General features: G+C 67.3%; 26 protein-coding genes. 16 read left to right on the plus strand and 10 right to left on the minus strand.

The window, feature by feature from the left end; translation table 11 throughout:
* Positions 1 to 2 precede the first annotated feature (2 nt).
* The 4 genes from ACODTB_RS21620 to ACODTB_RS21635 are packed head-to-tail and all read left to right on the plus strand — an operon-like array spanning position 3 to position 2,495.
* Positions 3 to 866 (plus strand): alpha/beta fold hydrolase, encoded by an 864-nt coding sequence (locus tag ACODTB_RS21620; protein ID WP_291114657.1) that lies wholly within the window; start codon positions 3 to 5, stop codon positions 864 to 866.
* A gap of 7 nt (positions 867 to 873) precedes the next feature.
* A complete protein-coding gene (locus ACODTB_RS21625) occupies positions 874 to 1,254 on the plus strand; it encodes a RidA family protein (RefSeq protein ID WP_291114659.1) in 381 nt (126 codons plus the stop codon).
* Complete coding sequence (locus ACODTB_RS21630; RefSeq protein WP_291114662.1) at positions 1,254 to 2,000, plus strand: GntR family transcriptional regulator; 747 nt, start codon at positions 1,254 to 1,256, stop codon at positions 1,998 to 2,000. The genes ACODTB_RS21625 and ACODTB_RS21630 overlap by 1 nt, the downstream gene beginning before the upstream one ends.
* A gap of 9 nt (positions 2,001 to 2,009) precedes the next feature.
* The gene (locus ACODTB_RS21635) at positions 2,010 to 2,495 is read left to right on the plus strand and encodes a MarR family winged helix-turn-helix transcriptional regulator (RefSeq protein ID WP_291114664.1); all 486 of its coding nucleotides are present in this window, start codon (positions 2,010 to 2,012) and stop codon (positions 2,493 to 2,495) included.
* On the opposite strand, the gene ACODTB_RS21640 is transcribed toward ACODTB_RS21635, so the two are convergent.
* The 6 genes from ACODTB_RS21640 to ACODTB_RS21665 are packed head-to-tail and all read right to left on the minus strand — an operon-like array spanning position 2,482 to position 8,593.
* The gene (locus ACODTB_RS21640; RefSeq protein ID WP_291114666.1) at positions 2,482 to 3,228 is read right to left on the minus strand and encodes an enoyl-CoA hydratase/isomerase family protein; all 747 of its coding nucleotides are present in this window, start codon (positions 3,226 to 3,228) and stop codon (positions 2,482 to 2,484) included. The two genes, ACODTB_RS21635 and ACODTB_RS21640, sit on opposite strands and share 14 nt — an antisense overlap.
* Complete coding sequence (locus ACODTB_RS21645) at positions 3,225 to 3,962, minus strand: enoyl-CoA hydratase/isomerase family protein (protein ID WP_291114668.1); 738 nt, start codon at positions 3,960 to 3,962, stop codon at positions 3,225 to 3,227. The genes ACODTB_RS21640 and ACODTB_RS21645 overlap by 4 nt, the downstream gene beginning before the upstream one ends.
* Positions 3,959 to 5,251, minus strand: coding sequence for a CaiB/BaiF CoA transferase family protein (locus ACODTB_RS21650; RefSeq protein ID WP_291114670.1), 1,293 nt, complete (start codon positions 5,249 to 5,251; stop codon positions 3,959 to 3,961). Before ACODTB_RS21650 ends, ACODTB_RS21645 begins: the two co-directional genes overlap by 4 nt.
* A complete protein-coding gene (locus ACODTB_RS21655) occupies positions 5,248 to 6,684 on the minus strand; it encodes an aldehyde dehydrogenase family protein (RefSeq protein ID WP_291114672.1) in 1,437 nt (478 codons plus the stop codon). Before ACODTB_RS21655 ends, ACODTB_RS21650 begins: the two co-directional genes overlap by 4 nt.
* The gene (locus ACODTB_RS21660) at positions 6,681 to 7,553 is read right to left on the minus strand and encodes a VOC family protein (RefSeq protein WP_291114674.1); all 873 of its coding nucleotides are present in this window, start codon (positions 7,551 to 7,553) and stop codon (positions 6,681 to 6,683) included. The genes ACODTB_RS21655 and ACODTB_RS21660 overlap by 4 nt, the downstream gene beginning before the upstream one ends.
* Before the next feature lie 5 nt (positions 7,554 to 7,558).
* Positions 7,559 to 8,593 (minus strand): Bug family tripartite tricarboxylate transporter substrate binding protein, encoded by a 1,035-nt coding sequence (locus tag ACODTB_RS21665; protein ID WP_291114676.1) that lies wholly within the window; start codon positions 8,591 to 8,593, stop codon positions 7,559 to 7,561.
* A gap of 93 nt (positions 8,594 to 8,686) precedes the next feature.
* On the opposite strand from ACODTB_RS21665, the gene ACODTB_RS21670 reads away from it, so the two are divergent.
* Positions 8,687 to 9,505 carry an IclR family transcriptional regulator domain-containing protein gene (locus ACODTB_RS21670; RefSeq protein WP_291114678.1) on the plus strand — a complete coding sequence of 273 codons (819 nt, stop codon included), beginning with the start codon at positions 8,687 to 8,689 and terminating at the stop codon, positions 9,503 to 9,505.
* Positions 9,506 to 9,547: 42 nt separating this feature from the next.
* On the opposite strand, the gene ACODTB_RS21675 is transcribed toward ACODTB_RS21670, so the two are convergent.
* Entirely contained in the window at positions 9,548 to 10,762 is a 1,215-nt protein-coding gene (locus ACODTB_RS21675; RefSeq protein ID WP_291114680.1) for a phenylacetate--CoA ligase family protein, read from the minus strand.
* 25 nt (positions 10,763 to 10,787) lie between these two features.
* A complete protein-coding gene (locus tag ACODTB_RS21680) occupies positions 10,788 to 11,570 on the minus strand; it encodes an enoyl-CoA hydratase/isomerase family protein (protein WP_291114682.1) in 783 nt (260 codons plus the stop codon).
* Between the two features lie 136 nt (positions 11,571 to 11,706).
* On the opposite strand from ACODTB_RS21680, the gene ACODTB_RS21685 reads away from it, so the two are divergent.
* The 11 genes from ACODTB_RS21685 (at position 11,707) to ACODTB_RS21735 (ending at position 23,921) form a co-directional block, all read left to right on the plus strand.
* Entirely contained in the window at positions 11,707 to 12,774 is a 1,068-nt protein-coding gene (locus tag ACODTB_RS21685; RefSeq protein ID WP_291114684.1) for a CaiB/BaiF CoA transferase family protein, read from the plus strand.
* Positions 12,775 to 12,896: 122 nt separating this feature from the next.
* Positions 12,897 to 14,135 carry a thiolase family protein gene (locus tag ACODTB_RS21690; protein ID WP_291114686.1) on the plus strand — a complete coding sequence of 413 codons (1,239 nt, stop codon included), beginning with the start codon at positions 12,897 to 12,899 and terminating at the stop codon, positions 14,133 to 14,135.
* Between the two features lie 26 nt (positions 14,136 to 14,161).
* Positions 14,162 to 14,923 carry an SDR family NAD(P)-dependent oxidoreductase gene (locus tag ACODTB_RS21695; RefSeq protein ID WP_291114688.1) on the plus strand — a complete coding sequence of 254 codons (762 nt, stop codon included), beginning with the start codon at positions 14,162 to 14,164 and terminating at the stop codon, positions 14,921 to 14,923.
* Between the two features lie 106 nt (positions 14,924 to 15,029).
* The gene (locus tag ACODTB_RS21700) at positions 15,030 to 15,827 is read left to right on the plus strand and encodes an ABC transporter ATP-binding protein (protein ID WP_291114690.1); all 798 of its coding nucleotides are present in this window, start codon (positions 15,030 to 15,032) and stop codon (positions 15,825 to 15,827) included.
* Positions 15,824 to 17,791, plus strand: coding sequence for an AMP-dependent synthetase/ligase (locus ACODTB_RS21705; RefSeq protein ID WP_291114692.1), 1,968 nt, complete (start codon positions 15,824 to 15,826; stop codon positions 17,789 to 17,791). Before ACODTB_RS21700 ends, ACODTB_RS21705 begins: the two co-directional genes overlap by 4 nt.
* Positions 17,788 to 18,672, plus strand: coding sequence for a branched-chain amino acid ABC transporter permease (locus ACODTB_RS21710; protein ID WP_291114694.1), 885 nt, complete (start codon positions 17,788 to 17,790; stop codon positions 18,670 to 18,672). The genes ACODTB_RS21705 and ACODTB_RS21710 overlap by 4 nt, the downstream gene beginning before the upstream one ends.
* The gene (locus ACODTB_RS21715; RefSeq protein ID WP_291114696.1) at positions 18,669 to 19,727 is read left to right on the plus strand and encodes a branched-chain amino acid ABC transporter permease; all 1,059 of its coding nucleotides are present in this window, start codon (positions 18,669 to 18,671) and stop codon (positions 19,725 to 19,727) included. Before ACODTB_RS21710 ends, ACODTB_RS21715 begins: the two co-directional genes overlap by 4 nt.
* 81 nt (positions 19,728 to 19,808) lie before the next feature.
* Positions 19,809 to 21,059 (plus strand): ABC transporter substrate-binding protein, encoded by a 1,251-nt coding sequence (locus ACODTB_RS21720; RefSeq protein ID WP_291114698.1) that lies wholly within the window; start codon positions 19,809 to 19,811, stop codon positions 21,057 to 21,059.
* Positions 21,060 to 21,119: 60 nt separating this feature from the next.
* A complete protein-coding gene (locus tag ACODTB_RS21725) occupies positions 21,120 to 21,908 on the plus strand; it encodes an ABC transporter ATP-binding protein (RefSeq protein WP_291114700.1) in 789 nt (262 codons plus the stop codon).
* A gap of 46 nt (positions 21,909 to 21,954) precedes the next feature.
* A complete protein-coding gene (locus ACODTB_RS21730; protein ID WP_291114702.1) occupies positions 21,955 to 23,106 on the plus strand; it encodes an acyl-CoA dehydrogenase family protein in 1,152 nt (383 codons plus the stop codon).
* Between the two features lie 95 nt (positions 23,107 to 23,201).
* The gene (locus ACODTB_RS21735) at positions 23,202 to 23,921 is read left to right on the plus strand and encodes a TetR/AcrR family transcriptional regulator (protein ID WP_291114704.1); all 720 of its coding nucleotides are present in this window, start codon (positions 23,202 to 23,204) and stop codon (positions 23,919 to 23,921) included.
* Positions 23,922 to 23,940: 19 nt separating this feature from the next.
* On the opposite strand, the gene ACODTB_RS21740 is transcribed toward ACODTB_RS21735, so the two are convergent.
* Complete coding sequence (locus ACODTB_RS21740; protein WP_291114706.1) at positions 23,941 to 24,954, minus strand: fumarylacetoacetate hydrolase family protein; 1,014 nt, start codon at positions 24,952 to 24,954, stop codon at positions 23,941 to 23,943.
* A 20-nt stretch (positions 24,955 to 24,974) separates the two neighbouring features.
* Positions 24,975 to 25,333 (minus strand): NrtR DNA-binding winged helix domain-containing protein (locus tag ACODTB_RS21745; RefSeq protein WP_488929720.1); only part of this gene is annotated, 359 nt, incomplete at its 5' end.

A 25,333-nucleotide genomic window follows, 5' to 3' on the forward strand; every position in this document is an offset into this window, starting at 1 on the left:
TCATGAACTCCAACCCAGTGCGTTCCCGTTGGGTCGTCGCCCAGGGCGTGCGAACCCATTACGCCGAAGCCGGCGACGGCGAGCACAAGGTGCTCGCCCTGCACGGCGGCGGAGCCGGCTCTTCCGGCGCCTCCGGCATGGGCCCGGTGCTGCCCCTGCTTGGCAACGATTTCCATGTGCTGGCGCCCGACTCGATCGGCGGCTTCGGCCTGACCGACGTGCACGCGCCCACGCCCTATGGCCTGATCAGCCGGGCCCGGCACACCGCCGACTTCATCGACGCGCTGGCGATCGACCGCTGCAGCCTCATCGGCAATTCGCAGGGGGCCTGGGCCGGGGTCTATTACGCGATGCTGCACCCCGACCGCGTGAAGAAACTGGTCATCGTCTCCTCACTCACCATCGCCGGGTCCATGGGCATCAAGCAGGCGCCCAACGCCGCGATGAAAGCCCTCATGGGCTACGACGGCACGCGCGAAGGCATGAAGGCGCTGCTGGAGGCGCTCATCATCGACACGTCGCGCATCACGGACAAGCTGATCGATGACCGCCAGGCCGCCGCCACCCGGCCGGGCGCGCTGGACGCCTTCCGTCGCATGGCCGCGGGCATCGAGCACGTGCGCAACGACCCGGTGCTGTCGCTGCAGACCCAATGGCAGCGCGCCCTGCCCATCCTCACCGAGCGCATCCCGACCCTGATCCTCTGGGGCAAGGCCGACACCTTCGCGCTGCCCGAGACGGGCCAGGCCCTGGCGGACCTGCTGCCCGCCGCGCGCATCGAATGGGTGGAGGGCGCCGGCCACCAGGTGCAGACCGACGCGCCCGATGCCTCGGCCCGGCTCATCAGGGACTTTCTGCATGGATAGGACCACCATGCCCCAATCCGATGCCGCGCCCGAGCGCATGGCGGGCATGGTGCCCGGCGTGCGCGCCGGCGGTTTCCTGTTCCTGTCGGTGGTCCGTGGCCGGGAACCCGGCACGGGCCGGTTTCCCGCCGATCCTCTGGAGCAGGCGCGCCTGGCGCTGAAAAACCTGTCGGAGGTGCTCAAGGCCTCGGGCGGCACGCTGGCCGACGTGGTGAAGGTCACGCTTTACCTGGGCGACCTGCGCCACCGCGACGCCTTCCACCAGGCCTGGGTGGAGGCCTTCCCGGCCGACCCCCCGGCGCGCACCGCCGTGGGCGTGGCCGACCCGAATGCCTCGCCCGGCGGCGGCGCGCTGTTCGCGCTGGACGTGATCGCCCTGGCGCGCTGATGCTCGATCTGCGGTCCTTCGCGCCCCGCACCGGCGGCCCGCCGATGTACGCGCAGCTGTACGCGCTGTTCCGCCAACGCATCGAAAGCGGCGAGTGGACCGTGCACGAGCGCATTCCCGCGCTCGAGGAACTCATGGCGGAGTTCCACGTGGCGCGCGTGACCCTGCGGCACGCGCTGGGCCTGCTGGAGGCCGAGGGCCTCATCCAGCGGCAGCAGGGCCGGGGCACCTTCGTGGTGGAGAAGCCAGCCTCCAAGGTGTTCTACCGGGTGCCGCCTACCTGGGACGAGCTGCTGTCCACCGTGCCCGACATCGAATTCGACGTGCTCGAGGACGGCATGGCCGACCGCCCCCCTTCACCGGCCCACCCCATCGGCGCCGTGGCACCCGCCTACCGCTTCCTGCGCCGCCGCATGCTGCGGCACAAGGTGCCATACGGCATCGGAACGACCTACATCGAAGCCCGAGCCTATGAATCCATCGGGCACCTGCGGTTCGCCAAACCCCTGCCCATGGTCGTGCTGAACGAGCACCTGGCCGGCGGGATCGCCTCGGCGCAGCAGACCGTGCGCGCGGCGGTCGCGGACCTGCGGACCGCGGAGTGCCTGGTGCTGGAGCCGGGGGCGCCGGTGCTGACGGTGGCCCGGTCCGCGACCGACATCGATGGTGTGCTGGTCTACGAATCGCTGGGCATCTTCCGGGGCGATTTCGTCGAGGTGCACATGCCCCTTGTCATGAACCGCTAGGCCGCACCCATGCCCCCACCCGCCGCTTTCTACCGGCCCGATGCGCTTCCCGCGGACCAGAACGTGGGCTATCTGATGAAGCGCATCGTCAACGGCCTCGGTCACGACATCGATGCCTTGCTGGCGTCCCAGGGCCTGACGCACGCGCAGTGGATGCCGATCTACAAGCTGCACCTGGGCCAGGGTCGCACCGTGGCCGAACTGGCGGCCGCGTGCCTGATGGATGCGGGCGCCATGACCCGCACGCTGGACCGGCTCGAACGCAAAGGGCTGGTGCGCCGCACCCGCTCCGCCCAGGACCGGCGGGTGGTCGATCTGGCGCTCACGCCACAAGGCCGCGCCGCGGCGGCCGGGATCCCGTTCGTCCTGTGCGAGGTGCTCAATGCGCGCTTGGCAGGTTTCTCCAGGGAAGAGTGGCAGCAGCTCCAGTCCTTCCTCAGCCGCATGCTCGACAACGCGGCCGGATCGGGCGCGGGGCCTCTCACGCCCCGGTGAAGCGCGGCGCGCGCCGCGCGCGCCGCGCGGCCACCCCTTCCGCCGCGTCCGCGCTGTCGGCCACCAGACGGGCCTGGTACTGGGTCATGACCATCGCTTCCACTGGTGCCTTGGCCAGCGCCTCGCGCGCGGTCTGCTTGAGAAAGCGCAACACGCTCGGCGAGGCATCGGCCAGGTGGTGCGCCATCTCCATTGCCACCATGGTCTCTTCGCCGGGGGCGCACAGGCGGTTGACCAGGCCGACCTCGTGCGCGCGCAGCGCGCCCACGGGTCGGCCCAGCAGCATCAGCTCCATCGCCACCTTGTGCGGCAGGCGCGGCAGCAGCGAGGTGATCAGGCCCGCCGCCGTGCCCAGTTGCGCTTCGGGGTAGATGAAGCTGGCCTCGCTGGACGCCACGCACAGGTCGCAGAACGCCACCATCGACACGCCCGCCGCGATCACCGGTCCCTGGACCGCGGCGATCACGGGTTTGCCCAGTGGAAAGGGCAGGTCGGGGATCGCGCGCCAGAAGTCCGCCGGGGCGTCCGAGGTGTCGAGGCCGGCGGTGAACACCGGCCCCTCGGCGCGCAGCACCGCGACGCGGTCACGCGAGGCCGAGAAGGCCTTCCACGCGGCGTGCAGCTGGTCCACCATGGCCGCGTTCATCGCGTTGCGCTTGTGGGACCGATTCAAGGTGATGACCCGGACCCGGCCCACGGAGCGCACGTCGATCAGCGCGTCGGGTGGCGTCATCGGGTCTTCTCGAGAAAAGCCTTGAAGATGCGCTGCGTGTCTTCCGTGTTGAGCAGGTCGGCGAACGCGCGGACCTCGGCATCGAGCGCGCCCATCAATTCGGCCTCGTGGCTTCGGCGCAGCAGCGCCTTGCCGGTGCGCAGCGAGGCCCTGGGCAGCTGGGCCAGGTCCGCTGCGGTGGCCCGGGCGGTGGCCAGCACCTGGCCGGGTTCGGCCAGCGCGGTGACGAAGCCTGCGGCATGCGCTTCCTGCCCGGTGAAGGGCTTGCACTGCAACAGCCATTCGCGCGCCCGCCGCGCGCCCACGAGCCGTTCGAGCAGAAGGCTGGAGCCGGCTTCCGGGCACAGGCCCAGGGCCACGAACGGCATGCGAAAGCGCGTCTGCGGCGTGGCGTAGACAAAGTCCACGTGCTGCAGCAAGGTGGCCCCGATGCCGATGGCGAAACCTTCGACGGCGGCGATCACCGGCACGTCGGTGCGGGCGAGCTTGCGCAGAAAGCGCACGGCGGGCGAGTCTTCGTGGCCGCGCCGGGTCTGGAAGTCCTGGATGTCCGCGCCCGCCGTGAACATGCCGCCCGCGCCGTGCAGGATGACGACCGCGCACGCGCCATCGGCACTGGCCTGCTCGATCAGCTCACCCAGCCGGTCGTACATCGCGTGGCTGAGGGCGTTGCGCTTGTCCGGCCGGTCCAGGCAGATCTCCAGCACGCCCTGGTGGTTGTGCGAGCGGATCATGGCGCCCCCACCGGGTCGGCTTCGTGGCAGGTGACGATGCCACGCTGCCGCAGGCCGTCGATCGCTGCCGCGTCCAGGCCCATGACGTCCGTGAGCACCTCGGCCGTGTGGCGACCCAGCGCGCTCGGGGCGCGCGGGTACCGGATGGGCGTGGCGCTGAACTTGATGGGGTTGGCGATGCCGCGCACGAAACCTTCGCCGTCGTCGCTGCCCACCTCCACGGCCATCTGGCGGTGGACGATCTGGGGATGCTGGAAGGTCTCGCGGTAGCTGTTGATGCGCCCATGCGGAATGTCGCAGCGCGCGAACGCCTCCAGCCAGTGCGCGCACGGTTGCCGTCCGATCAGCGCCTGCAGCTCGGGCAGCAGGGTCTCGCGGTGCCGGATGCGGCCGGACATGCGGGCGAACCTCGGGTCGGCCGCCAGGGTGGTGCTGTCCACGGCCTGGCAGAACCGGCCCCATTGGGCGTCGTTGCCCACCGCCACGACGATCTGGCCGTCGGCCGTGTCGAACACCTGGTAGGGCACCAGCGCCGGGTGCGCGTTGCCCCAGCGGCGCGGGTCCAGGTCGTTGACCAGGTGGAACGCACCCTGGTTGGAGGCCAGCGCGGTCACGCAGTCCAGCAGGGCGAGGTCGATGTACTGCCCTTCGCCGGTCGCGTGGCGGTGGTTGAGCGCGGCCAGCACCGCGATGGACGCGTACAGCCCGGTGGTGAGGTCGGCCATCGCGATGCCCACCTTCTGCGGCCCGCCGCCGGGCAGGTCGTCGCGCTCGCCGGTGATGCTCATCAGCCCGCCTTCGGCCTGGAAGACGAAGTCGTAGCCAGGGCGGTCGGCGTAGGGGCCGGTCTGGCCGTAGCCCGTGATGGAGCAGTAGACGATGCCGGGGTTGACGCGGCGGATGCTCTCGTAGTCCAGGCCGTACCGGGCCAGGTCACCCACCTTGAAGTTCTCGATGAACACGTCGCACCGCGCCGCCATCGAGCGCACGAGCTCGGCGCCCTCGGGCGACGCGATGTCGATGCCCACCGAGCGCTTGTTGCGGTTGGTCGAGGCGAAGTAGGTGGCGTCGTGCGCCTCGCGGCCGTCGGTGGTGCGGAAGTAGGGCGGGCCCCATTGGCGCGTGTCGTCGCCGCGCGTGGGGTGCTCGATCTTGATGACGTCGGCCCCCATGTCCGCCAGGGTCTGCGTGCACCAGGGCCCGGCGAGGATGCGGGTGAGGTCGAGCACGCGCACGTTGCCCAGGGCTTGCGCGTTCACTGGCGTGCCTTCGGCCTGTGTGGCGCTCATGCCGCCCCCTGCGCCACGGGCGGGTTCATCTGAATGGACTTGATCTGCATGAATTCCTCCAGGCCGAACAGGCCCGCCTCGCGGCCCACGCCGCTTTGTTTGTAGCCACCGAAGGGCGCGAGCGGGTTGAAGCGCGCGCCGTTGATGTCGACCTGTCCGGCGCGGATGCGGCCGGCCACTTCGCGGGCCGCAGCCGGCTCGCCCCAGACGGCGGCGGCCAGGCCGTACACCGTGTCGTTGGCCAGCCGCACGGCCTCGGCTTCGTCCCCGTAGGTGCTCACGCTGAGCACCGGGCCGAACACCTCCTGGCGGAACAGCGGGTTGGCCGGCGTGACCCAGTAGGCCTGCGGTGCCACGAAAAAGCCGTCCGACGGCAGGGTCGCGGGCGTGTGGATGGCCTGTGCGCCCTGGGCCACCCCCTCGTCCACCAGCGCGTTCACGCCCTGCATCTGCCGCCGCGAAATCAGCGGTCCGATGCGCGAAGCCGCGTCCATGCTCGCGCCCACGGTCAGCCTGGCGAGCTCCTGCTGGATCAGCGCCTGCACCTCGTCGCGCTGGGCCTGGGGCACCAGCAAGCGGGTCAGGGCGCTGCAGGTCTGGCCGTTGTTCAACATGCACGAGGCCACCGAGGCCTTGATGGCACGCGGCAGGTCGGCGCCGGGCAGCACCACCGTGGGCGATTTCCCGCCCAGCTCGGTCGCCACCTTCTTGATGGTCTGGGCCGCCAGTGCGGTGACCGCGCGGCCGGCCGCGGTGGAGCCGGTGAAGCTGACCATGTCCACGAACGCACTGGCGGCCAGGGGCGCGCCCACCACCGTGCCCAGGCCGTTCACCACGTTGACCACGCCGTCGGGCAGGCCGGCGTCGTGCAGGGCCTCGCAGACCAGCTGCGTGGTCTGGGGCGTGAGTTCGCTGGGCTTGAGCACCACCGTGTTGCCCGCGAGCAGGGCGGGCACGAGCTTGAGCACGATCTGGTGCAGCGGGAAGTTCCACGGCGTGATGCAGGCCACCACGCCGTACGGTTCGCGCACCAGTTCGGAGTGCGCCAGCGGCGAGGACCAGCGCAAGGCCAGGGCGCAGTCGATGAAGTTCGTGATGTTGCGGATCGGCGCGTCCACCTGCACGATCTGCGAGATCTTGAGCGGCGTGCCCACCTCCTGCGCGATGGCCTGGGCCAGCGCGCTTTGGCGCTCGGTCAGCGCGGCCTGCCAGCGCTGCAGCCCCTGCACCCGCTGCGCCAGCGGCCGTTCGCTCCAGCCGTCGAAGGCGCGCCGGGCCGCCTGGACGGCGCGCTCCACGTCACCTTCGTGGCCGCCGTTCACGCGCGCGGCCAGCTGCCCCGAGTTCGGTGCATGCACGTCGATGAAGTCCGTGCCCTGGCTCGCGCTCCAGGCGCCGTCGATGTACTGGCGGTCGTAGACGTGCGTCGTCATGCCGACACCTCCGCCAGCGGCTGCACCCGCTCGGGTCGGCCCGACCACTGCCAGGCCAGCGAGTGCCGGGACACGCCCATCAGCACGCCGTTGAGCGCGCTGGGGTGGATCCACAGGCCATCGCGTTCCTGCGGCGTCTGGGTGCGCCGCGTCCAGCGGCAGCCGCGCCGATCCAGGCGGTCGATCACGGCCTGAAGGTCGTCGGTCTGCACGTAGCACATGTACAGGTCGTCTCCGCGCTTGGCCGAGAACCGGCCCATGGCGAAAGCGGGGTCGTGCGCCTCGGAGAGTTCGATGCGATCCAGCCGGTCGGGATCGAACAGCATCAGCGTGCCGTCGTAGCCGAAGCGCGGAAAGCTGATGCCCACCATGCGATCGGCCTGCAGCCCCAGCGCGGCGGTGTAGCGCGCCGCCACGGCCTGCCACGGCGAGCGCAGCACCATGGTGAGTTCGTACAGGAACTCGATCGGCCCGGGCGCGCGCGGCCGGGCGGGCTGGGCGTGGGCGGACACCGTCAGCGGCAGTCCGTGCAGGTCGGCGCTGTCGAGGTACAGGCGGTCGTCGGCGCGCGTGAAGCGCACCGCGTTCGCCTTCAGATGCTGTTCGCAGGCGGCGAGGTCGACGGCCGTCACCCCGCCCCGCAGCAGGCCCTCGCCGAAACGGTCGAGGTGCGTCCGCACGGGCCCATCGCCCCGGGGTTCGCACAGCTCCACCTCGGAGCCGCCGATCGCCATGCGGCGGACCCGCGCGTTGAGGAAGTCGCTCTCGAACGCCCCGGCCACGCAGGCGCCGAGCACATCGGTGTAGTTCTGTTCGGCCTCGTCGAGCGAGCGGACCGCCACCAGGATTCTGTCTACGGTATGGAACATGGCGCTCAGTCGATCTGGATGCCCAGTTCCTTGATCAGGCCGCCCCAGCGGCGGTCCTCGGCGGCGACGAAGTCGCCGTACTCCTTGGGCGTGCTCGGCGTGATGTCGATGTTCTGCTGCCTGAAGTGCTCGATGAAGTCCGGCTTGGCCTGCACCGTGCGGATGGCGGCGTTCAGCTTGTTCACGATCTCCGGCGGCGTGCCCTTGGGCACGTGCACGCCGAACCACGAGGCCACGGTGACGTCGGGCAGGCCGCTCTCCACCAGGGTCGGGACCTTGGGCAGCGCGATGGAGCGCTCGGCTTTGGTCACCGCCAGCGGAATGATCTTGCCGGCCTTGATGTGCGGCAGGGCGGTGTTGATGCTGTCGAACATGAAGTCCAGGTTGCCGGCCAGCAGATCGATCATGGCCGGCGCGCTGCCTTTGTAAGGCACGTGCGTCACCTTGATGCCGGCCGCCTTGGCGAACAGCTCGGCCGACAGGTGCGAGGACGAGCCCGGGCCGAAAGACCCGTAGTTGAGCCGGCCGGGGCGCAGCTTGGCCTCTTCCACCAGGCGCGCCACGTTGGGATAGGCCTTGACCTTCTCCGCGTTGATCACCAGCACGTTGGCGCCATCGGCCACTTTGGCCACGGGAATCAGGTCACCCGGCGCGTAGGGCATTTTCTTCAACAGGAAGGGGTTGACGCTGACCTGGCCGATGGCCCCGAACATCACCGTGTAGCCATCGGCGCGTGACCGCGCCACCTGGCCGGCGGCGATCGAGCCGTTGGCGCCGGCGCGGTTCTCGACGACCACCGGCACGCCCAGCACCGGCGAGAGCTCGGCCGCGAGCTTGCGGGCGATCACGTCGTTGATGCCGCCCGCGGCATAACCCAGCACGAAGGTGACCGGCCGCTCGGGCCAGGCCGTGGCGGCCGCATCGGCGCCTTGCGCCAGGGCGCCCAGCGGCCAGGCCAGCGCGCCTGCGGCGCAGGTGGCCACTGCGGCCTGAAGCACGCGCCGCCGAGGGCCGCCGGAGGAGGTCAATGTCTCGTTCATGTCTCGTTCCTTTGTTGTGGAGGCCCGATTCTTCTGCGCGTCCCGGGCGCGTGGCCGACCGCTGGTTCAGCTTTTGTGCGAATATCGCCCGCCATGCCCACCCGCCCCAGCGACCCCGGAACCACAGCCCTCGGCCGCGTGCAGCAGGCCGCCGAGCTGTGCAAGGGCGACCCCGATTTCATGCTCTCGCTGGCGCGTGGCATGCAGGTGCTTCTGGCGTTCTCCGAGCGACATGCGCCATTGTCCGTGTCGGACATCGCGGCCAAGACCGCGCTGGACCGCGCGGTGGTGCGGCGCTGCATCTTCACCCTGGAGCAGATGGGCATGGTCCGGGGGGAGAGCCGGCGCTACGTGCTGGACGCCGACGTGCTGAGCCTGGGGCACGCCTTCTTCTCGTCCAGCGACCTGGTCCACCGGGCGCAGCCCCTGATGGATGCCTTGAGCGACACAGTGCACACCAACGCGGCCCTGGCGATCCTGAACAACCACGACGTCGTGTACCTCGTGCGCTCGCAAAGCCGGCGCCTGACGCAGCGCTCGCTTGGCATGGGCAGCCGGCTGCCCGCCTATTGCACGTCGCTGGGCCGTGTGCTGCTGGCCGGCCTGCCCGCTGCCGATCTGGACGCCTACTTCCGATCCACCAAACGCCGCCCGCTGACCTCGTACACCGTGACCGACGAAAGGAAGCTGCGCGAGATCCTCAAGGCCGTGCGCAAGGACGGTTTCGCCGCCGTCAACCAGGAGGTCGAGCTGGACCTGGTGGGAATCGCCATTCCGGTGAGCGTACCCGGCTTCCACCAGCCGCTGGCCCTGAGCGTCACGGTCAATCCGCGTTTCACGACGGTGCGGGAGATGAAGGACCGGTACCTGGTCCACATGCGGGACACCGCGAAGCGCCTGGAAGCGCTTTGAGCGAACACCCTGCGTCGGCCCGATGCCGCCGCCGGGCCTTGCTCAGGCGTGCTTCCGATCGACCAGCACCGGGGCATCGGTGGCCAGATCGTCGACGCCCAGCCATTCGACGGTGTCCAGCCGGAGGCGCGTGCGCTGCTTGAAGACCTCCCGCAACTGCATTTCGACCGCAGGCGCCGCAACGCCCGGGTGCAGCACGCCGCGCAGGGTGATCGTTTCGCGGTGCGCTTGCGCCGTGACCACCAACTGTGCACGCTGGATCTGTGGCACCTGCATCAGCACCTCGTCCACGTTGCGCGGATAGACGAAGATCTCCCGCATCTTCACCGCCTGCCCGACCCGGCCTTGGAGAAGGCCGATGCGGCCCACGAAGCCATCGGCGGTGGTGCTCAAGCCACTCGCCACATCGCCCGTGCCAAAGCGCACAAGGGGCCAACCGCGGTCCAGGGTGGTGACCACGATCTCACCGGTCTCGCCCAAGGGCAATGGGACGCCCGTTTGCGGGTCGCAGATCTGGACCAGCCTGTGCGGTTGCACGGTGTAGCCTTCCAGCCCGGCTTCTTCGTGGCCGATGAGGCCGAAGTCGCCGGTGGCGTACGCCGAGAAGGTCTTGATGCCGTAGCGGCTCTCGAGCGCGCGCCGCTTGCCCATCCAGTCACCCATTTCCCCACCGAGCAGTGCCGACTTGAGTTTCCAGGCCGCCGGCAGCGCGTGGCCCAGCTGCTCCAGTGTGTGGACCAGTGTGACGAAGAAGGCGGTGGAGGCGCAGATGCAGGTGATGCCCAGTTCCAGGATCAGTTGGGCCTGTTGCTCGGCGCCGCCCGGGCCACAGGGGATCACGGTGGCGCCTGTGGCCGCGATGCCCTGGTCGAGCAGGATGCCCGCAGGCACCAGGTGGTACGACCAGGTGTTCAGTACCCGGTCCTGGGGACCGATGCCTGCCTGCCGGAAACAATGGGCAAACCCGTGACCGTCCTGGTCGTCGTTCAGCTGCGGTTCGTAGATGGGGCCTGGTGACACGAAGATGCGCCGGATCGCTGCTTCGTCGGCGGCCAGGAAGCCGCCAAAGGGCGGCGCCTTGCGTTGACGCTCCAGCAGCGCATCCTTGCTCGTGACGGGCAGGCGCGCCAGGTCGGCCGCGCTGCGGATGTCCTGGGGCGTCATGCGCGCACGCTCGTAGATGTCGCGGATGGCGGGTGCGCGGTCGTGGGCGTGCTGCTGCGCCGCGCGCAGTGCAGCGAGCCGATCCCGTGGCATGGGGTGTTCCATGGCTGGCCTGTGCCTACTGGCCGGTGAATCGGGGAGGGCGCTTCTCTTCGAATGCCAGCAGCCCTTCGCGCTGATCGGCGCTGTGCGAGTGCACTTCCGAGGTGAGCAGCTCCAGGCGCAAGGCCGTCTCGATGGGCTGTTGAAGGCCATCATCGACCAGCGCCTTCATGCGCCTCAAGCCCAGCGGGCTCTTGGTCGCGATCTTGTCCACCAGGACCTGGGTCGCAGCCTCCAGGTCGCCGGCTTCCACCACCTGGTTCACCAGACCGGCCTCCACCAGCTCTTCGGCCGTGAGAAAGTCACCGGTGAAAAGCAGGTACTTGGCGCGCGTGGGCCCGATGACCCGAGGCAGGCGGACCGAGCCTCCGCCGCCCGGCAGCAAACCGTAGTTGGCGTGGGCGTCGCCGATCTTGGCGCCGCGAGCGGCCAGCACCAGGTCACAGCACAGGACCAGCTCCAGGCCGCCCGCCAAGGCCAGCCCATTGAGCGCGGCGATCACCGGCTTGGGAAAGCGGTCCAGCCGATTCATCGTGGTCAGGACACAGTCGAGAAACCGACGCGGGCCGTCCGGGTCCGATTGTGCGCGAACGTACTTGAGATCGGCCCCGGCGCAGAAGGCCCGGCCCGCGCCGGTGAGAACGACCGCCCGCACCTCGGGGGTTTTCTCGGCCTCGTTCAAGGCCTGATCAATGCCGCTGAGCAGTTCCGGTGTGAGGGCGTTCATGGCCTCCGGCCGATTCAGGCGGATCCACATCGCCCCTTGGCGGACTTCCACGACAACGGCGGGTGGTGGCATTGTTTCTCTCTCCATGGCTTGTTTTTTCATGATCGGATTCTGCGATTCAACCGGCATTCCGGCCCTTGGTGATTTCCATTACTGCAGGGTTGTTAATTTTACTTTACAGTAAAAATCACACAACCGAAAGAGCAGAATGAACCAGCAGGCGGCATTGCAGGGGTCTCCGTTGAAGGGGATTAAAGTAGTGGAGTTCGAGGGCATCGGACCGGGGCCTCTGGCCGGCTTGCTGCTCATGCAACTCGGGGCGGAGGTCACGCTGGTGGCGCGCCCGGGACCGGGCGCATTGCCCAAGGACATGACGCCGCGTGAGGATGGTTTGTTGTCTCGCGGCAAGCGCCGCGTGGTCTTGAACCTGAAAGAGGACCACGGCCGCGCCCACGCGCTGGAGATCGTTGCGGCGAGTGACGGGCTGATCGAGGGCAACCGGCCCGGCGTCATGGAGCGCCTGGGTCTTGGGCCGGACGCCTGTGCGCCGCTGAACCCGCGCCTGGTGTACGGGCGCATGACCGGTTGGGGCCAGGACGGGCCACTGGCGCAGGCCGCCGGCCACGACATGAACTATGTGGCGCTCACCGGCCTCATGGCGTTGACGCAGCGCCCTGGTCACCCGCCCATGCTGCCCCCCACGGTGCTGGGCGATGCGGCGGGCGCGCTGGGTTTCGCGTTGGGCATGGTCTCCGGCTTGCTGGCGGCCAGGTCGAGCGGGCAGGGCTGTGTGGTGGATGGCGCCATCGTGGATGTGTTGGCCATGCTGTCTCCGCTGGTGCAGATCATCAGCGCCGCAGGTGGTTTTGATCCGGGGGTGCCCAGTGTGTTCCACGACTCGCCCTTTTACGACCGGTACCTCTGCTCGGATGGCCGCTACATCACCGTGGGGGCCATCGAGCCACCGTTCTACGCACTGCTGCTGCAGCGGCTCGGGCTGACTGATGTGGTGTTGTCCGATCAGATGAACCGATCGGCGTGGCCGGCGCTGAAGGCGCGGATGACGGCGCTGTTCGCATCGCTGCCCAGTGCCCACTGGACACAGCTTCTGGAGGGGACGGACGCCTGCTACGCACCGGTGCTGAACATGACCGAGGCGGCCAAACACCCTCACAACGTGGCGCGTGGCCTGTACCGCGTCACGCCGGAAGGCGATGTCGAGACCGTGAGGGGATTGCGCTTTCTGGCGCTGACGGATCGGGCCACCGCCGCCTGATCAGGCATCGGGATTTCCCTAGTCCTTTCGTCAAAATTCTACTTTACAGTAAAACAACTTTATAAACAGTAGATCGGCGTCGAAGCGGCGCCTCCATTCGACCCGCTTAAAGGAGAAATGTGTTGGAAGACATCTATGTCGTTGGTGTGGGGATGACCCCGTTTGGCCGACATCTGGACAAAGACATCAAGCAGCTGACGCGCGAGGCGACCGAGGCGGCACTGGTGGATGCGGGGATGCGGCAGGAGGACCTGCAAGCCGCCTTCTTTAGCAACACCTCCCAAGGTCATATGGAAGGCCAGCACATGATCCGCGGGCAGATCGCCTTGCGCGCCATGGGAATCGGGCGCATCCCGGTGGTGAACATCGAGAACGCCTGCGCCAGCGGATCTTCCGCGTTTGTGCTGGCGTGCAACCACGTCCGGTCAGGTGCAAGTGATGTGGCGCTGGCCATTGGCGCGGAGAAGATGTTCACCACGGACAAGCAGAAGATGTTCTCGGTCTTTGACAGCGCCTGGGATCTCTCGCGGGCGGCCGAGATTCGCGACGACCTGATGAAGCTCGGGCGCGATGTGGTGGTGCCCGAGGGGTCCACTTCACCCCGGCCCTACAGCGTGTTCATGGACGTGTACGCGGCGTTCGCGCGTTCCCACATGCGCACGTTCGGCACCACGCAGCGGCAGCTGGCGGCCGTCTCTGCCAAGAACCACGTGCACTCGGTGCACAACCCGCTGTCGCAGTACCAGGTGGCTTACAGCATCGACGACGTGCTGGCCGCGCCGCCCATCACCTACCCACTGACCTTGCCGATGTGTTCGCCGGTGTCGGACGGTGCGGCTGCGGTCATCGTGTGCAACCGGTCCGCGCTCCAGCGGCTGGGCCTCGACGCGCGCCGGGCGATCCGGGTGCTGGCCACCCTCGTGCAAAGCGGCTCGCCCCGCAGCGAGGACGACCACGCCAACCATTGCACGGCGCTGGCCGCGCGCCGGGCCTACGAGCTGGCCGGTGTGGGGCCTGACGACATCTCCGTGGCCGAAGTCCACGACGCCACCGCCATGGGCGAAATCATCCAGTCCGAAAACCTGGGCTTCTGCGAGTTCGGCCAGGGTGGCGTGATCGCCGAACGGGGCGACACCCGCATCGGTGGGCGCATTCCCATCAACCCATCGGGTGGGCTGGAGTCGAAGGGGCACCCGGTGGGTGCGACAGGCCTGGCGCAGGTGCATGAGCTGGTGACCCAGCTGCGCGCCGAAGCCGGCGCGCGGCAAGTGGAAGGCGCGCGCATCGCATTGGCCGAAAACGGCGGTGGTCTCGAAGGCATCGAGGAAGCCGTGGCCTGCATCACCATCCTGGCGCGCTGAGCGCCCTACCGAAAGAAGCAAGCAACATGGACATCAAGAACACGGTGGCGCTGGTGACTGGCGCGGGTTCGGGCCTGGGTCTGGCGACCTGCAAGGCCCTGGTCGATGCGGGGGCCAAGGTGGTGGCGGTCGACCTGGACGAAGACCGCCTGGTGCGCGAGATGGCGCCTTTGGGCGACAACGTGCGCGCACTGAAAGTGGATGTGGCCGACGACGCCAGTGTGGAGGCTGCCGTGGCGTTCGCGGTCCGCACGTTCGGGTCCTTGCAGGTGGCCGTGAACTGCGCGGGCATTCTGGGCCCGTGCAAGACCTTGTCCAAGGGCGAGCTGTTTCCGCTGGATCTCTGGAACCGCGTGATCGGTGTCAACCTCACCGGCACCTTCAACGTCATCCGGCACGCTGCCCGGGCCATGGCTCAAAACGAACCCAATGTGGACGGCGAGCGCGGCGTGATCGTCAACACATCGTCGGGGGCGGCCTGGCAAGGGCAGATGGGGCAGGCCGCCTACAGCGCCAGCAAGGCGGCCGTCATGGGCCTGACCCTGCCCGTGGCGCGAGACCTGGCGCAGCACGGAGTGCGGGTCGTCGCGCTCGCGCCGGGGCTGTTCGAGACAGGCATGTCGGCCGGCATGCCGACCAAGGTGGCGCAAAACATCATCGAGAAAGTCATCCTGTTCCCGAACCGCATGGGGCAGGCGCCGGAGTTCTCTGCCCTGGTCCGCCATGTGGTGGAGAACGCCTACCTGAACGCCACCACGCTGAGCATCGATGGTGGCGCCCGGCTCTGACCGGGGCGGATGCGCCAGCCCGAAAAGAACCCCACCGCAAGACCCCCCAATGGTCTGAACAAGGAGACTCGATGGACATGATCCCACCCGGCAAGAGGCGGCCCTCATGACGGCCACCACCAGTGCCCATTCGCACGATGTGGTGCTCTCGGCCCGGAACCTGTTGCTGCAGTTCGGTGGCATCGTCGCGCTCAACGATGTGTCCATCGATGTGCGCAAGGACGAGCTGCTGGCCATCATCGGTCCGAACGGCGCGGGGAAGTCCTCGCTCATGAATTGCTTGAGTGGCTTCTACCGCCCCAGGAAGGGCGATATCACGCTCGGGGGCCGAAGCGTGCGCCACATGGCGGTGCACGAGGTCGCGGGCCAGGGCCTGGCCAGGACCTTTCAGGGCACGCACATCTTCTCGGGCATGACGGTGGTCGAGAACCTGATGGTGGGGCGCCACATGCACATGCGCACGAACCTGGCGCAGTCGTTCCTCTACTTTGGCGCGGCCCGGCGCGAAGAGGTGATCCACCGGGAGGTGGTGGAGGAAATCATCGAGTTCCTGGAGATCGAGGCGATTCGCCACGCCCCGGTGGGCAGCCTGGGCTACGGCCTTCGCAAGCGCGTGGACCTGGGGCGGGCGCTGGCCCAGGACCCTCGCATCCTGTTGATGGACGAGCCCATGGCCGGCATGAACGCCGAAGAGAAGGAAGACCTGGCGCGCTTCATCCTGGACGTGCGCGAGGCCAAGCGGATTCCGGTCGTGCTGGTGGAGCACGACATGGGCGTGGTGATGGATCTCGCAGACCGCATCGCGGTGCTCGACTTCGGTCGCAAGATCGCCGAGGGCACCCCTCGCGAAATTCAGGCCGATCCCGCTGTCATGAAAGCCTATCTCGGGGAGGGCGGGCCATGATGCTCAAGATCGAAACCCTGCCACAGCTGTTGCAGCGCCATGCGCAGGCCACACCCGAGCGGTTGTCCCAGCGCCACAAGCAACGTGGCATCTGGCGCGAATACAGCTTTGCGGCGGTGGAACGCCAGGTGCTGGAGCTGGCCCTGGGGCTGCACCACATGGGCGTGCAGCGCGGTGCCACGGTGGCCATCATGGGGGAGAACGAGCCGCAGCACTACTGGGCCGAATTTGCAGCGCACGCGCTGGGCTGCAAAGTGGTCTCGCTGTACCCGGATCTGACGGCGGACGAAGTCCAGTACCTGCTGGAGGACAGCGAGACGGTCTGCCTTTTCGCCCAGGACCAGGAGCAGGTGGACAAGGGCCTGGAGGTCAAGGACAAGCTGAGGCTGCTTCGCCACATCGTGTACTGGGACGACACCGGCATGTGGTCCTACAACGACCCGATCCTCGGCACCTTCAGCTCGGTGCAGCAGCAGGGGCGGGCGCTGGAGGCGCAGGACCCCGGGCTGTACCGTTCGCTGCTGGCAAAAGGCTCGCCCGACGACGTGGCCGTGTTGTCCTACACCTCGGGGACCACCGGCAAACCCAAGGGGGTGGTGCTCACGCACCGTTTCCTGATCGACAACGCGCAGCGCCTGATCCAGGCCACCGACGCCCAGCCGGGCATGGAGTACCTGAGCTACATCGCGCCGGCCTGGGCGACCGAGCAGATCAACGGCATCTCGGTGGGCCTGGGGCTGCCCATGGTGGTCAACTTCCCGGAAAACCCCGAGCAGGTGCTGGCCAACATCCGCGAGCTGGCCGTCGAGGCCATGACCTTTGCCCCGCGCCAATGGGAGAGCATGGCCTCCTCGGTGCAGGCCCACATGCTGGACGCCGGGCCCGTGCGGCGCGCCGTCTACGAGTGGGGCTTGAAGGTGGGGCGCGCCTTCAACGTGGGCCGCCTGGATGGTCAACCGATCGGCTTGCTGGACCGCCTGCAGTTCCCTCTGGCCGAAGCCTTGGTCCTGCGGCCTTTGCGGGACCAGCTCGGGCTGACCCGGTTGCGCATTGCCAGCTGTGGCGGGGCCACCATGGCGCCCGACGTGTTCCGCATGTTCCATGCCATGGGCGTACCCCTGCGCAACATCTACGGCTCCACCGAAACCGGCCTGCTCACCTGCCACCAGAGTGACCGCTTCGACCTGGAAACCGTGGGCCACTGGATGCGGGCACACCCGGAGGCCGGCCCTCCCCTCGAATGGCGGGTGAGCCCGGACGGCGAACTTCAGATCCGGGGTGGCAGTCCTTTCCTGGGCTACTACCGGCGGGAGGGGTCGGTCGAGTCCAAGGTCAAGGACGGCTGGTTCCACACCGGCGATGCCGTGACCCGGACCGACCGCGGAGAGCTGGTCTTTCTGGAGCGGCTGTCCGACTTGAAACGGCTGCGCAGCGGCGACACCTTTCCGCCCCAGTTCGTCGAGACGCGTTTGCGGTTCAGCCCGTTCATCAAGGACATCATGACCGTGGGCGATGAAGGACGTGACTTCGTGGCCGCTCTCATCAACATCGACATGGCGGTGCTGTCGCGCTGGGCCGAAGACAAGCGCATCGGTTTCTCGACCTTCACCGATCTTTCGCAGCGCCCCGAGATCGCGGTCCTGATCGGCCAGGAAATCGCGCGCGTCAACCAGTTTCTGCCGGTGCATGCGCGGGTAAAGCGGTTCGCCAACTTTCCCAAGGAACTCGATCCCGATGAGGGGGAGCTGACGCGTTCGCGCAAGCTGCGGCGCGAGTTCCTGGAGGAGCGCTACAGCGCCCTGATTCAGGGCCTCTACGACGGCTCCCGTGAGGTGCGGATCGACATCCCCGTGACCTACCAGGACGGACGCCGAAGCAACTTCAACGCGAAGGTGTTCGTTCACGATGCCGACGGATCCGGTTCGAACACCTTGACCGAACCCCAGCGAAGGAGGCCCGCATGAGCGATTTTCTGAACTACCTCGTCAACGGGGCATTGACCGGTCTGCTCTACGCCCTCATGGCGATGGGCTTCGTGGTGATCTACCGCGCGTCCAAAGTGTTCAACTTTGCACAGGGGGAGCTGGTCGTCTTCGGCGGCTACATGGTGTGGTGGACCATCATCCAGATGGGCATGCCGGTGTGGCTGGGCTTGCCCGTGGCCTTCGCCAGCGCGGCGATCTTCGGCCTGATGATCGAGCGCATCTTTTTCGCGCGCCTCGTGGGCGAATCCGTGTTCTCGATGGTGATGGTGACGATCGGACTGCTGATCCTGATCCGCGGGATTGTGCTGGTGTTCTTTGGTCCCCAGGTGCGCGCCTTCCCGATCATCTTTCCGATCGAACCCATCATCCTGGGTGATGTGGTGATCTCCCGCTCGCTCCTCTACGGCGGCATCCTGACCGTGGCCATCGGCTTTGGCCTTTCTTGGTTCTTCAATCGGACCCGCATGGGTCTGACGATGACGGCCGTGGCCGAAGACCACCAGGTCGCGATGTCGATGGGCATCTCGGTGCAACGCTCGATCGCGTTTGCCTGGATGCTGGGTGCCGTGCTTTCGACGCTGGGCGCGATGGTCCACCTGAGTGGCCGGTCCATCAACATGATGAGTTCCGACATCGGCCTGGCCGCGCTGCCCGTGGCGCTGCTCGCGGGCCTGGAGTCGCTGGCCGGGCTGCTGCTGGCCGGCATTCTGGTCGGGGTCATCCAGGGGCTGGCGTCGGCCTACCTCGATCCCCTGGTGGGCGGGGCGCTCGGCTCGGTCTTCCCTTTCATCATCATGTTGTTGATGTTGTTGATCCGTCCCACCGGCATGTTCGGCTGGAAAACCATTGAGAGGGTATGAGCATGGATCCCGCAGGTGTTTTCGCGACCTCGTTTGCCCAGGACCAGGCGCTGGTGCGCACGCGCAGCCAGGCCGTGACGCTGGCCTTGTTCGTCTTGGCCATGTTTGCGCTGCCCTTGATCGCCGACGCCCGCTCGGTGGCGGTGATGACCTCGATGCTGATCACCGCCGTGGTGGTGATCGGTTTGCAGATCAACACCGGCTTGGCCGGGCAGATCAACATGGGGCAGGCAGCCTTCATGGGCGTGGGCGCCTACGCCACCGCGCTGCTCGCGACCAAGGGCGGCCTGCCGTTCTGGATCGCGTTGCCGGTCGGTGGCGTGTGCGCGGCCCTGTTCGGCCTGGTGTTTGGCCTGGCCGCTGTCCGCATCAAGGGCTTTTACCTGGCCCTCACCACGATCGCGGCGCAGATCCTGTTCCATTTCATGGTGCTGAACCTGCCCGCTGCCTGGCTGGGTGGGTCCAACGGCATCACGGTCGATGCGGCACGGCTGTTCGGCGTGGTGCTCGACACCGATGCCGGCGTCTACTACCTGTGTCTGGTGGTGGCCTGCATCATGATCGCGGGCGCCTATGGCGTGGCCCGCAGCCGGCATGGCCGGATCTTCGCCGCCGTGCGCGATGACGACGTCGCCTCCGGCATGATGGGCATCAACGTGGTGCGCACCAAGGCACTGGCCTTCCTGCTGGGCGCCTTCTATGCGGGCATCGGAGGCGGGCTGTGGGCGTACTACGTGCGCTTCGTCTCGATCGATCAGTTCACCCTGATCCACTCCATCTGGTTCATCGCCATGATCATCGTGGGTGGCATGGGCTCGGTGACAGGCGCACTGATTGGTGTGTTCGTCATCCGCCTTGCGCAGGAGTCCTTCACCAGCATGGGCCCTTCCCTGGTCGAGAGCTTCTCGTTCCTGAGCGGCGACGTGGTCTTCGCCGCGATGAACATCTTTCTGGGCGGCATCATCGCCGGCTTCCTGATCTTCGAGCCGCGTGGACTGATGCACCGCTGGAACATTCTCAAGCGGTCCTACCGGATGTGGCCCTACCCCTACTGATACCGGACTTTCGCGGCCGTCCGCTGCGCTGGAGGACGGTTGATTCGTGTTGGACAGCGTGATCAAAACCAGGAGACTTGCGTGAATACAAACAATGGATGTCTGTCGGCCTTTGCCCGCGTGGCGCGATGCGGTGCCTTGGCCGCCGGTGTGTTCGGTCTGGCGGGCACGGCCCAGGCACAGACCACCTACAACATCGCTGGACTGGCCGACTTCACCGGGCCTTATGCCGACGTCATGAAGGACATGACCGGTTGCCGCAAGGGCGTGCTCGACTGGTGGAGTGAGGAGGTGGGCAAGCCCCAGGGTGTGGCGCTTCGCGTCAAGGAGTACGACACGCGCTACGACGTCGCGCAGGTCGCCAGCCTGTGGCCCGGCATCCGGTCGGAGCTGGACCCCGTGGCCATTCTGGGCATCGGCGGGTCGGACGCGGCGGCCCTGCAGCAGCGCCTGCCCAACGACAAGGTGCCCCAGGTCCTGGCCACGGCCGGCTATGGCTTTGCCTGGAAGAGCGACAGCTGGGTGTTCAACGCCCGAGCCACCTACCCGCACGAGGTGGCGGCCTTCTACACCTGGTTGCAGAAGAAATCCGGTTCCGCCGCGCCCATCAAGGTCGGTGTGATTTCCTCCGAAGTGTCCCCGGCTTACGTGGACATCCACAAGGGAACCGAGAAGTTCGCGAAAGACAACCCCAAGATCCTGGAAGTCGTGGAGACGGTCTACACCGAAGCCCAGCCCACCGACCTGACGCAGCAAGTGAACCGCCTGATTCGCAAAGGCGCGACGGTGCTCCAGGTCTTCAACAACACGGCCTCCGTGGTGGCGACGCGCCGTGCCCTGCAAAGCCTGGGCAAGACCAACATCCCCATCGTCATGTCGGCCCACAACGGCTTGATTTCATCGGGCAAGGCCCTGGGTGGACTGGAGCAGATGGAGGGCAACTACGAGGTCTACGGCATGGCCATGCCCACGGACGATCCGACCACGGCGCGGGCCTTCTTCGACCAGCTGCGCAGCAAGTACAAGGCACAGGTCAGCTACACCTCGGCCTGCATCATGGGCATGAGCCAGGGCCTCATCGTGGCCCGTGCCGTCGAGCAGGCGATCAAGACCAAGGGGGTCAAGGGCGTCAAGGGGGAGGACGTCCGCGCGGCGCTGCTGTCCACACCGATGCCGAGCGAGCGCAGCTTTGGCGTGCTGCCCAACCTGCAGTACGGCAAGGACGCGCCATTTCCCACCGAAGGCCTGGCCGTCAACATCGGCACGGTGGAAAAGGGCAAGTACAAGCTGCTGGAACAGAACGTTCCCATGCCCGTGTTGAACAAGTGGTAAATGAACCCCGGCGTGGATCCGGATCGATCGCGGTCCACGCCCACTCCAACGGAGTCACCCGTGCTTGAACTGAACAACGTCGAGGTCCTGTACAGCGATGTCATCCTCGCTGTCAAAGGCATTTCCGCCCAGGTGCCCACCGGGCAGTGCGTGACCTTGCTGGGCGCCAATGGGGCGGGCAAGAGCACCACCCTGAAGGCCATCTCGAACCTGATCAAGACCGAAGATGGCCGCGTGACGGCAGGCACCATCCGCTTCGATGGGGCCGACATCACGGGGGGCAACCCGGCCGAGCAGGTGCGCAGGGGGCTGGTGCATGTCATGGAAGGCCGCAAGGTGCTGCGGCACATGACGGTGGAGCAGAACCTGGTGGTCGGCGGGCACATGGGCCCTGGGCGAGACGCCCGTGAACTGCTGGACGAGGTGTATGGCCGCATCCAGCGGCTTGCCGCCTTGCGCCACCGCACGGCGGGCTACCTGTCCGGGGGGGAGCAGCAGTTGCTGGTGATCGGGCGGGCCCTCATGGCCAGACCCAAGCTGGTCATGATCGATGAGCCCTCGCTGGGCCTGGCACCGCTCATGGTGGAAGAGGTCTACGGTTTGCTCGCCGATCTCAAGGCCAGTGGCCTGACGCTGCTGATCGTCGAGCAGAACACGCGCGTCGCGCTGGAGCTGGCCGACTACGGCTACGTGATGGAAGGCGGTCGGGTCGTGCTCGAAGGCCCCTCTGCCAGCCTCAGGAGCAACGAGGACGTGCGCGAGTTCTACCTGGGCCTGACGGTGGAAGGCGAGCGCAAGAGCTTCAGGGACATGAAACATTACCGCCGCCGCAAGCGGTGGTTGGGCTGATGGGCCTGTGCCCAACAGCGGTATCGACAACATTCAAGGACGAGCAATGAGCAGCGTTTCCAATGCATTTTTGAGCGAGCAGGAAGTGATGATCCGCGAGTCGGCCCGTCGCGTGGCCAGTGAAGTGGTGGCCAGCACCGCGGCCGAGCGCGATCGCAGCAGCGCCTGGCCCCACGATGAAATCCGCGCGGTGGCCGAGCTGGGTTTCATGGGGATGCTGGCGCCCCAGGCCTACGGTGGATCCGCGTTGTCGTTCGTGGAGTACTGCCTGGCGATCGAGGAGTTCGCCGCCGCCGATGGGGGCTTTGCCACCCTGATGCACGTGCACAACTCGTCTGCGCACGTGCTGCGGTCGTTCGGCACCGAGGAGCAGATGCGCTCCTTCCTGCCCGAGCTGGCCAGTGCGCAGCGCATCGGGGCCTTCCTGCTGTCCGAGCCCCATGCCGGCTCCGACACCGCCGCCATCCGCACCACGGCCCGGCGCGAGGGCGACAGCTATGTGCTCAACGGCAGCAAGCAGTGGATCTCCAACGGCAGCGAAGCCGGCTTTGCCCTGGTGGTTGCCGCCACGGGCGCGCCGGGCTCGCGCGACCGCTTCAGTCTGTTCATCGCGGACCCGAAGGAGCCGGGCTACCAATGCCTTCGCATCGAAAACAAGCTGGGCCAGCACACGGCGCACACCGCCCAGATCCAGCTGGACAACCTGCGCGTGCCGGCGAAGAACATGATCGGCGAGGAAGGGCGGGGTTATGGCAAGGCACTCTCCCTGCTGTCGGACGGCCGCATCGCGATCGCCGCGCTGTCCATCGGCATTGCCCGCGCGGCGCTGGAGGCCGCGATCCGCTACGCGAAGGAGCGGGAGGCCTACGGAAAACCGATTGCCGAATTGCAGGCCGTGAGCTTTGACCTGGCGGAGATGGCCACACAGGTGGACGTGGCCCGCCAGTTCATGTTGTACGCCGCGCGTTTGACGGATGCGAAGCTGCCGTCCATCAAGGAGGCCGCGATGGCCAAGCTGTTTGCCAGCGAAATGGCGGAGAAGGTCTGTTCGGCCGCGCTGCAGGTGCATGGTGGCTATGGCTACGTGAACGATTTCCCCGTCGAGCGTTACTACCGCGATGTGCGGGTGACGAAGATCTACGAGGGCACCAGCCACATTCAAAGACTGATCATCGCGCGCCAGATCCTGGCGGGTTGACACAGGTCGGACGCCGCCTGGCGCTGCGGTGGGCCTGTCCGATATCATCGAAACCCAGCCTGTATCTGGGCCAACGCGCGGAGGACACTGCAAGAATGAGCACGCAAATCGACGCCAAGCCCAAGCCGAGACCCCGTGGCCCCGCCAAACGCCCCAGCAAGGGTGTGAAGTGGAACAACGCGGTCGGCGGCGCGGACGAGCAGTACCAGCTCAAGAAGCAGGCGGTCATTGCTGAGGCTTCTCGCACCTTCGGTCGCCACGGCTACAAGAATGTGTCTCTGGACGAGATTGCCGCTTCGCTCAATGTCACGAAACCCGCGCTCTACTACTACTTCAAGAACAAGCAGGAGCTGATCTACGAGTGCCACGAGCTGTCGATGAGGCTCGGCGATCAGGTGCTGAAAGATGCCATTGCCTCGGAAACCACCGGGTATGACCGCATCACGACCTTCATCAAGAACTACATCTCACTGCTGACCGACGAGATGGGGGCGCCCGCCATCCTCCACGACTTCTCGGCGATGACGGCGGCGGACCAGAGGAAGATCACCGCGAGGCGCCGAAAGTTCGACCTGGAGTTGCGCCAGGTGTTCGAGGAAGGTGTCCGGGACGGCTCCATCGCGCCGTGCGATGCCAAGCTGGCGGTGTTCTGGTTCATGGGGGCCGTCGGCGGGATTTCCCAATGGTTCCACGCCGAAGGCCGCTTGCGAGGCGATGAGGTCGCCGACATCTTCATCGGGCTGCTGGCGCATGGCATTCGTCCCGCAGCGCCCGGCAAGGCGGGCGCGAGGGCGAACAAGCCTGGGTCCACCTGAGCGCGAAAGGGCCGGGCCTTCAGGCCGAACGGATCTCCACCCGTTGGTCAATCGCCCCGAACACGGCTTCGCCATCCGGGCCGCCGGCCAGGATGCGCACGCGGTCCCCGTGCTGAAGGTAGGGCGGCAGCCGGTCCTCGGGCTCCCCTTGCAGCTGCGCGCGCACGCGGGCTTCGGTAATGCAGGCGCTGCCCGAAGCGGGGTCGGCGTTGCTGACCGTGCCTGCGCCCACGATGCTGCCTGCCACCAGGCTGCGGGTGCGCGCCAGGTGGGCGATGATCTGCGCGAAGTTGAACACCACCTCGCTGTTGGCGTGGGGTTCGCCGAAGCGTTCGCCATTGAGCTCGATGCGCACGCGCCCGTCGAACATGTGGTCCTTCCAGGCCTCGCCCAGCGCGGCAGGAGTGACCGCGATGGGGGCGAAGCTGGTGGCCGGCTTGCTCTGGTAGAAGCCGAAGCCCTTCGCGAGTTCGCCCGGGATCAGGCCGCGCAGCGACACGTCGTTGAGCAGCACCACCAGCGCGATGCGATCGGCGGCCTGTTCGGCGGTGGTGCCCATGGGCACATCCTTCGTGATCACCGCGACCTCGGCCTCCAGGTCCACCAGGTGGGCCACGTCGGTGGCCACGATGGGCTCCACGGGGCCGAGCATCACGTCCGAACCGCCCTGGTACACCAGGGGCTCGAGTTCGTAGCGCGGCGGGATGGGCTCCTTGCGCCATTGGTAGATCAGGCGCGCGTGGTTGCGGTAGACGGAGGCGTCGGCCCACTGGTAGGCCCGGGGCAATGGCGCCATGCAATGGGCCGGGTCGATGCGCTCGGCACCGCGCCAGCCCTGGGCTTGCAGGGCGAGGCGGCGCTGCTCCAGGCCCGGGGCCTGGGCATCCCAGACGTCCAGCAGGGCCTGCAGCGTGGGCAGGTCGCGGCCGGCGGGCACCCATTGTTGGCCGGACGGGCTGACTAGCATGAGTTCACCGTCTCGGGTGCCGTTGTGGCGGGTGGCGAGTCGCAGGTGCAGGGGACTTGGGGTCATGGGGTGGTGGCTTGTAGGTGTCAGAGGCCGCGCTCGCGCACGCTCAGCGCGGAACGGAATTGTTTCTTGAGGCGGTACAGCTGGGCCGGGCGGTTGCGGCCGCCGAGCCTGGTCGCGCCGGGCACTTCTTCCAGGATACCCAAGTCATCGAGCTTGCGCCGGAAGTTGGGCAGGTTCAAGGGCTGCGCCAGCACCGCCTCGTACACCGCATGAAGTTCGGGCACGGTGAATTGATCGCCGCAGAGGAACGCCGGCAGCGACGAGTAAGCCGCCTTGTTGCGCACGCGCGCCACCACGCCGGCGATGATCTGCGCGTGGTCGAAGGGCAGGGCAGGCAGCCTGCCCACCGGGAACCGCTGGACCGTGCCGCCCAGCACGC

This window comes from Hydrogenophaga sp. FG152 (genome assembly GCF_057809615.1).

Bases quoted from the DNA above. Each gene is read 5' to 3' on its own strand.
- ACODTB_RS21620 (WP_291114657.1), top strand. From the start codon at position 3: ATGAACTCCAACCCAGTGCGTTCCCGTTGGGTCGTCGCCCAGGGCGTG.
- ACODTB_RS21625 (WP_291114659.1), top strand. From the start codon at position 874: ATGCCCCAATCCGATGCCGCGCCCGAGCGCATGGCGGGCATGGTGCCC.
- ACODTB_RS21630 (WP_291114662.1), top strand. From the start codon at position 1,254: ATGCTCGATCTGCGGTCCTTCGCGCCCCGCACCGGCGGCCCGCCGATG.
- ACODTB_RS21635 (WP_291114664.1), top strand. From the start codon at position 2,010: ATGCCCCCACCCGCCGCTTTCTACCGGCCCGATGCGCTTCCCGCGGAC.
- ACODTB_RS21640 (WP_291114666.1), bottom strand. From the start codon at position 3,228: ATGACGCCACCCGACGCGCTGATCGACGTGCGCTCCGTGGGCCGGGTC.
- ACODTB_RS21645 (WP_291114668.1), bottom strand. From the start codon at position 3,962: ATGATCCGCTCGCACAACCACCAGGGCGTGCTGGAGATCTGCCTGGAC.
- ACODTB_RS21650 (WP_291114670.1), bottom strand. From the start codon at position 5,251: ATGAGCGCCACACAGGCCGAAGGCACGCCAGTGAACGCGCAAGCCCTG.
- ACODTB_RS21655 (WP_291114672.1), bottom strand. From the start codon at position 6,684: ATGACGACGCACGTCTACGACCGCCAGTACATCGACGGCGCCTGGAGC.
- ACODTB_RS21660 (WP_291114674.1), bottom strand. From the start codon at position 7,553: ATGTTCCATACCGTAGACAGAATCCTGGTGGCGGTCCGCTCGCTCGAC.
- ACODTB_RS21665 (WP_291114676.1), bottom strand. From the start codon at position 8,593: ATGAACGAGACATTGACCTCCTCCGGCGGCCCTCGGCGGCGCGTGCTT.
- ACODTB_RS21670 (WP_291114678.1), top strand. From the start codon at position 8,687: ATGCCCACCCGCCCCAGCGACCCCGGAACCACAGCCCTCGGCCGCGTG.
- ACODTB_RS21675 (WP_291114680.1), bottom strand. From the start codon at position 10,762: ATGCCACGGGATCGGCTCGCTGCACTGCGCGCGGCGCAGCAGCACGCC.
- ACODTB_RS21680 (WP_291114682.1), bottom strand. From the start codon at position 11,570: ATGCCACCACCCGCCGTTGTCGTGGAAGTCCGCCAAGGGGCGATGTGG.
- ACODTB_RS21685 (WP_291114684.1), top strand. From the start codon at position 11,707: ATGAACCAGCAGGCGGCATTGCAGGGGTCTCCGTTGAAGGGGATTAAA.
- ACODTB_RS21695 (WP_291114688.1), top strand. From the start codon at position 14,162: ATGGACATCAAGAACACGGTGGCGCTGGTGACTGGCGCGGGTTCGGGC.
- ACODTB_RS21700 (WP_291114690.1), top strand. From the start codon at position 15,030: ATGACGGCCACCACCAGTGCCCATTCGCACGATGTGGTGCTCTCGGCC.
- ACODTB_RS21705 (WP_291114692.1), top strand. From the start codon at position 15,824: ATGATGCTCAAGATCGAAACCCTGCCACAGCTGTTGCAGCGCCATGCG.
- ACODTB_RS21710 (WP_291114694.1), top strand. From the start codon at position 17,788: ATGAGCGATTTTCTGAACTACCTCGTCAACGGGGCATTGACCGGTCTG.
- ACODTB_RS21715 (WP_291114696.1), top strand. From the start codon at position 18,669: ATGAGCATGGATCCCGCAGGTGTTTTCGCGACCTCGTTTGCCCAGGAC.
- ACODTB_RS21730 (WP_291114702.1), top strand. From the start codon at position 21,955: ATGAGCAGCGTTTCCAATGCATTTTTGAGCGAGCAGGAAGTGATGATC.
- ACODTB_RS21735 (WP_291114704.1), top strand. From the start codon at position 23,202: ATGAGCACGCAAATCGACGCCAAGCCCAAGCCGAGACCCCGTGGCCCC.
- ACODTB_RS21740 (WP_291114706.1), bottom strand. From the start codon at position 24,954: ATGACCCCAAGTCCCCTGCACCTGCGACTCGCCACCCGCCACAACGGC.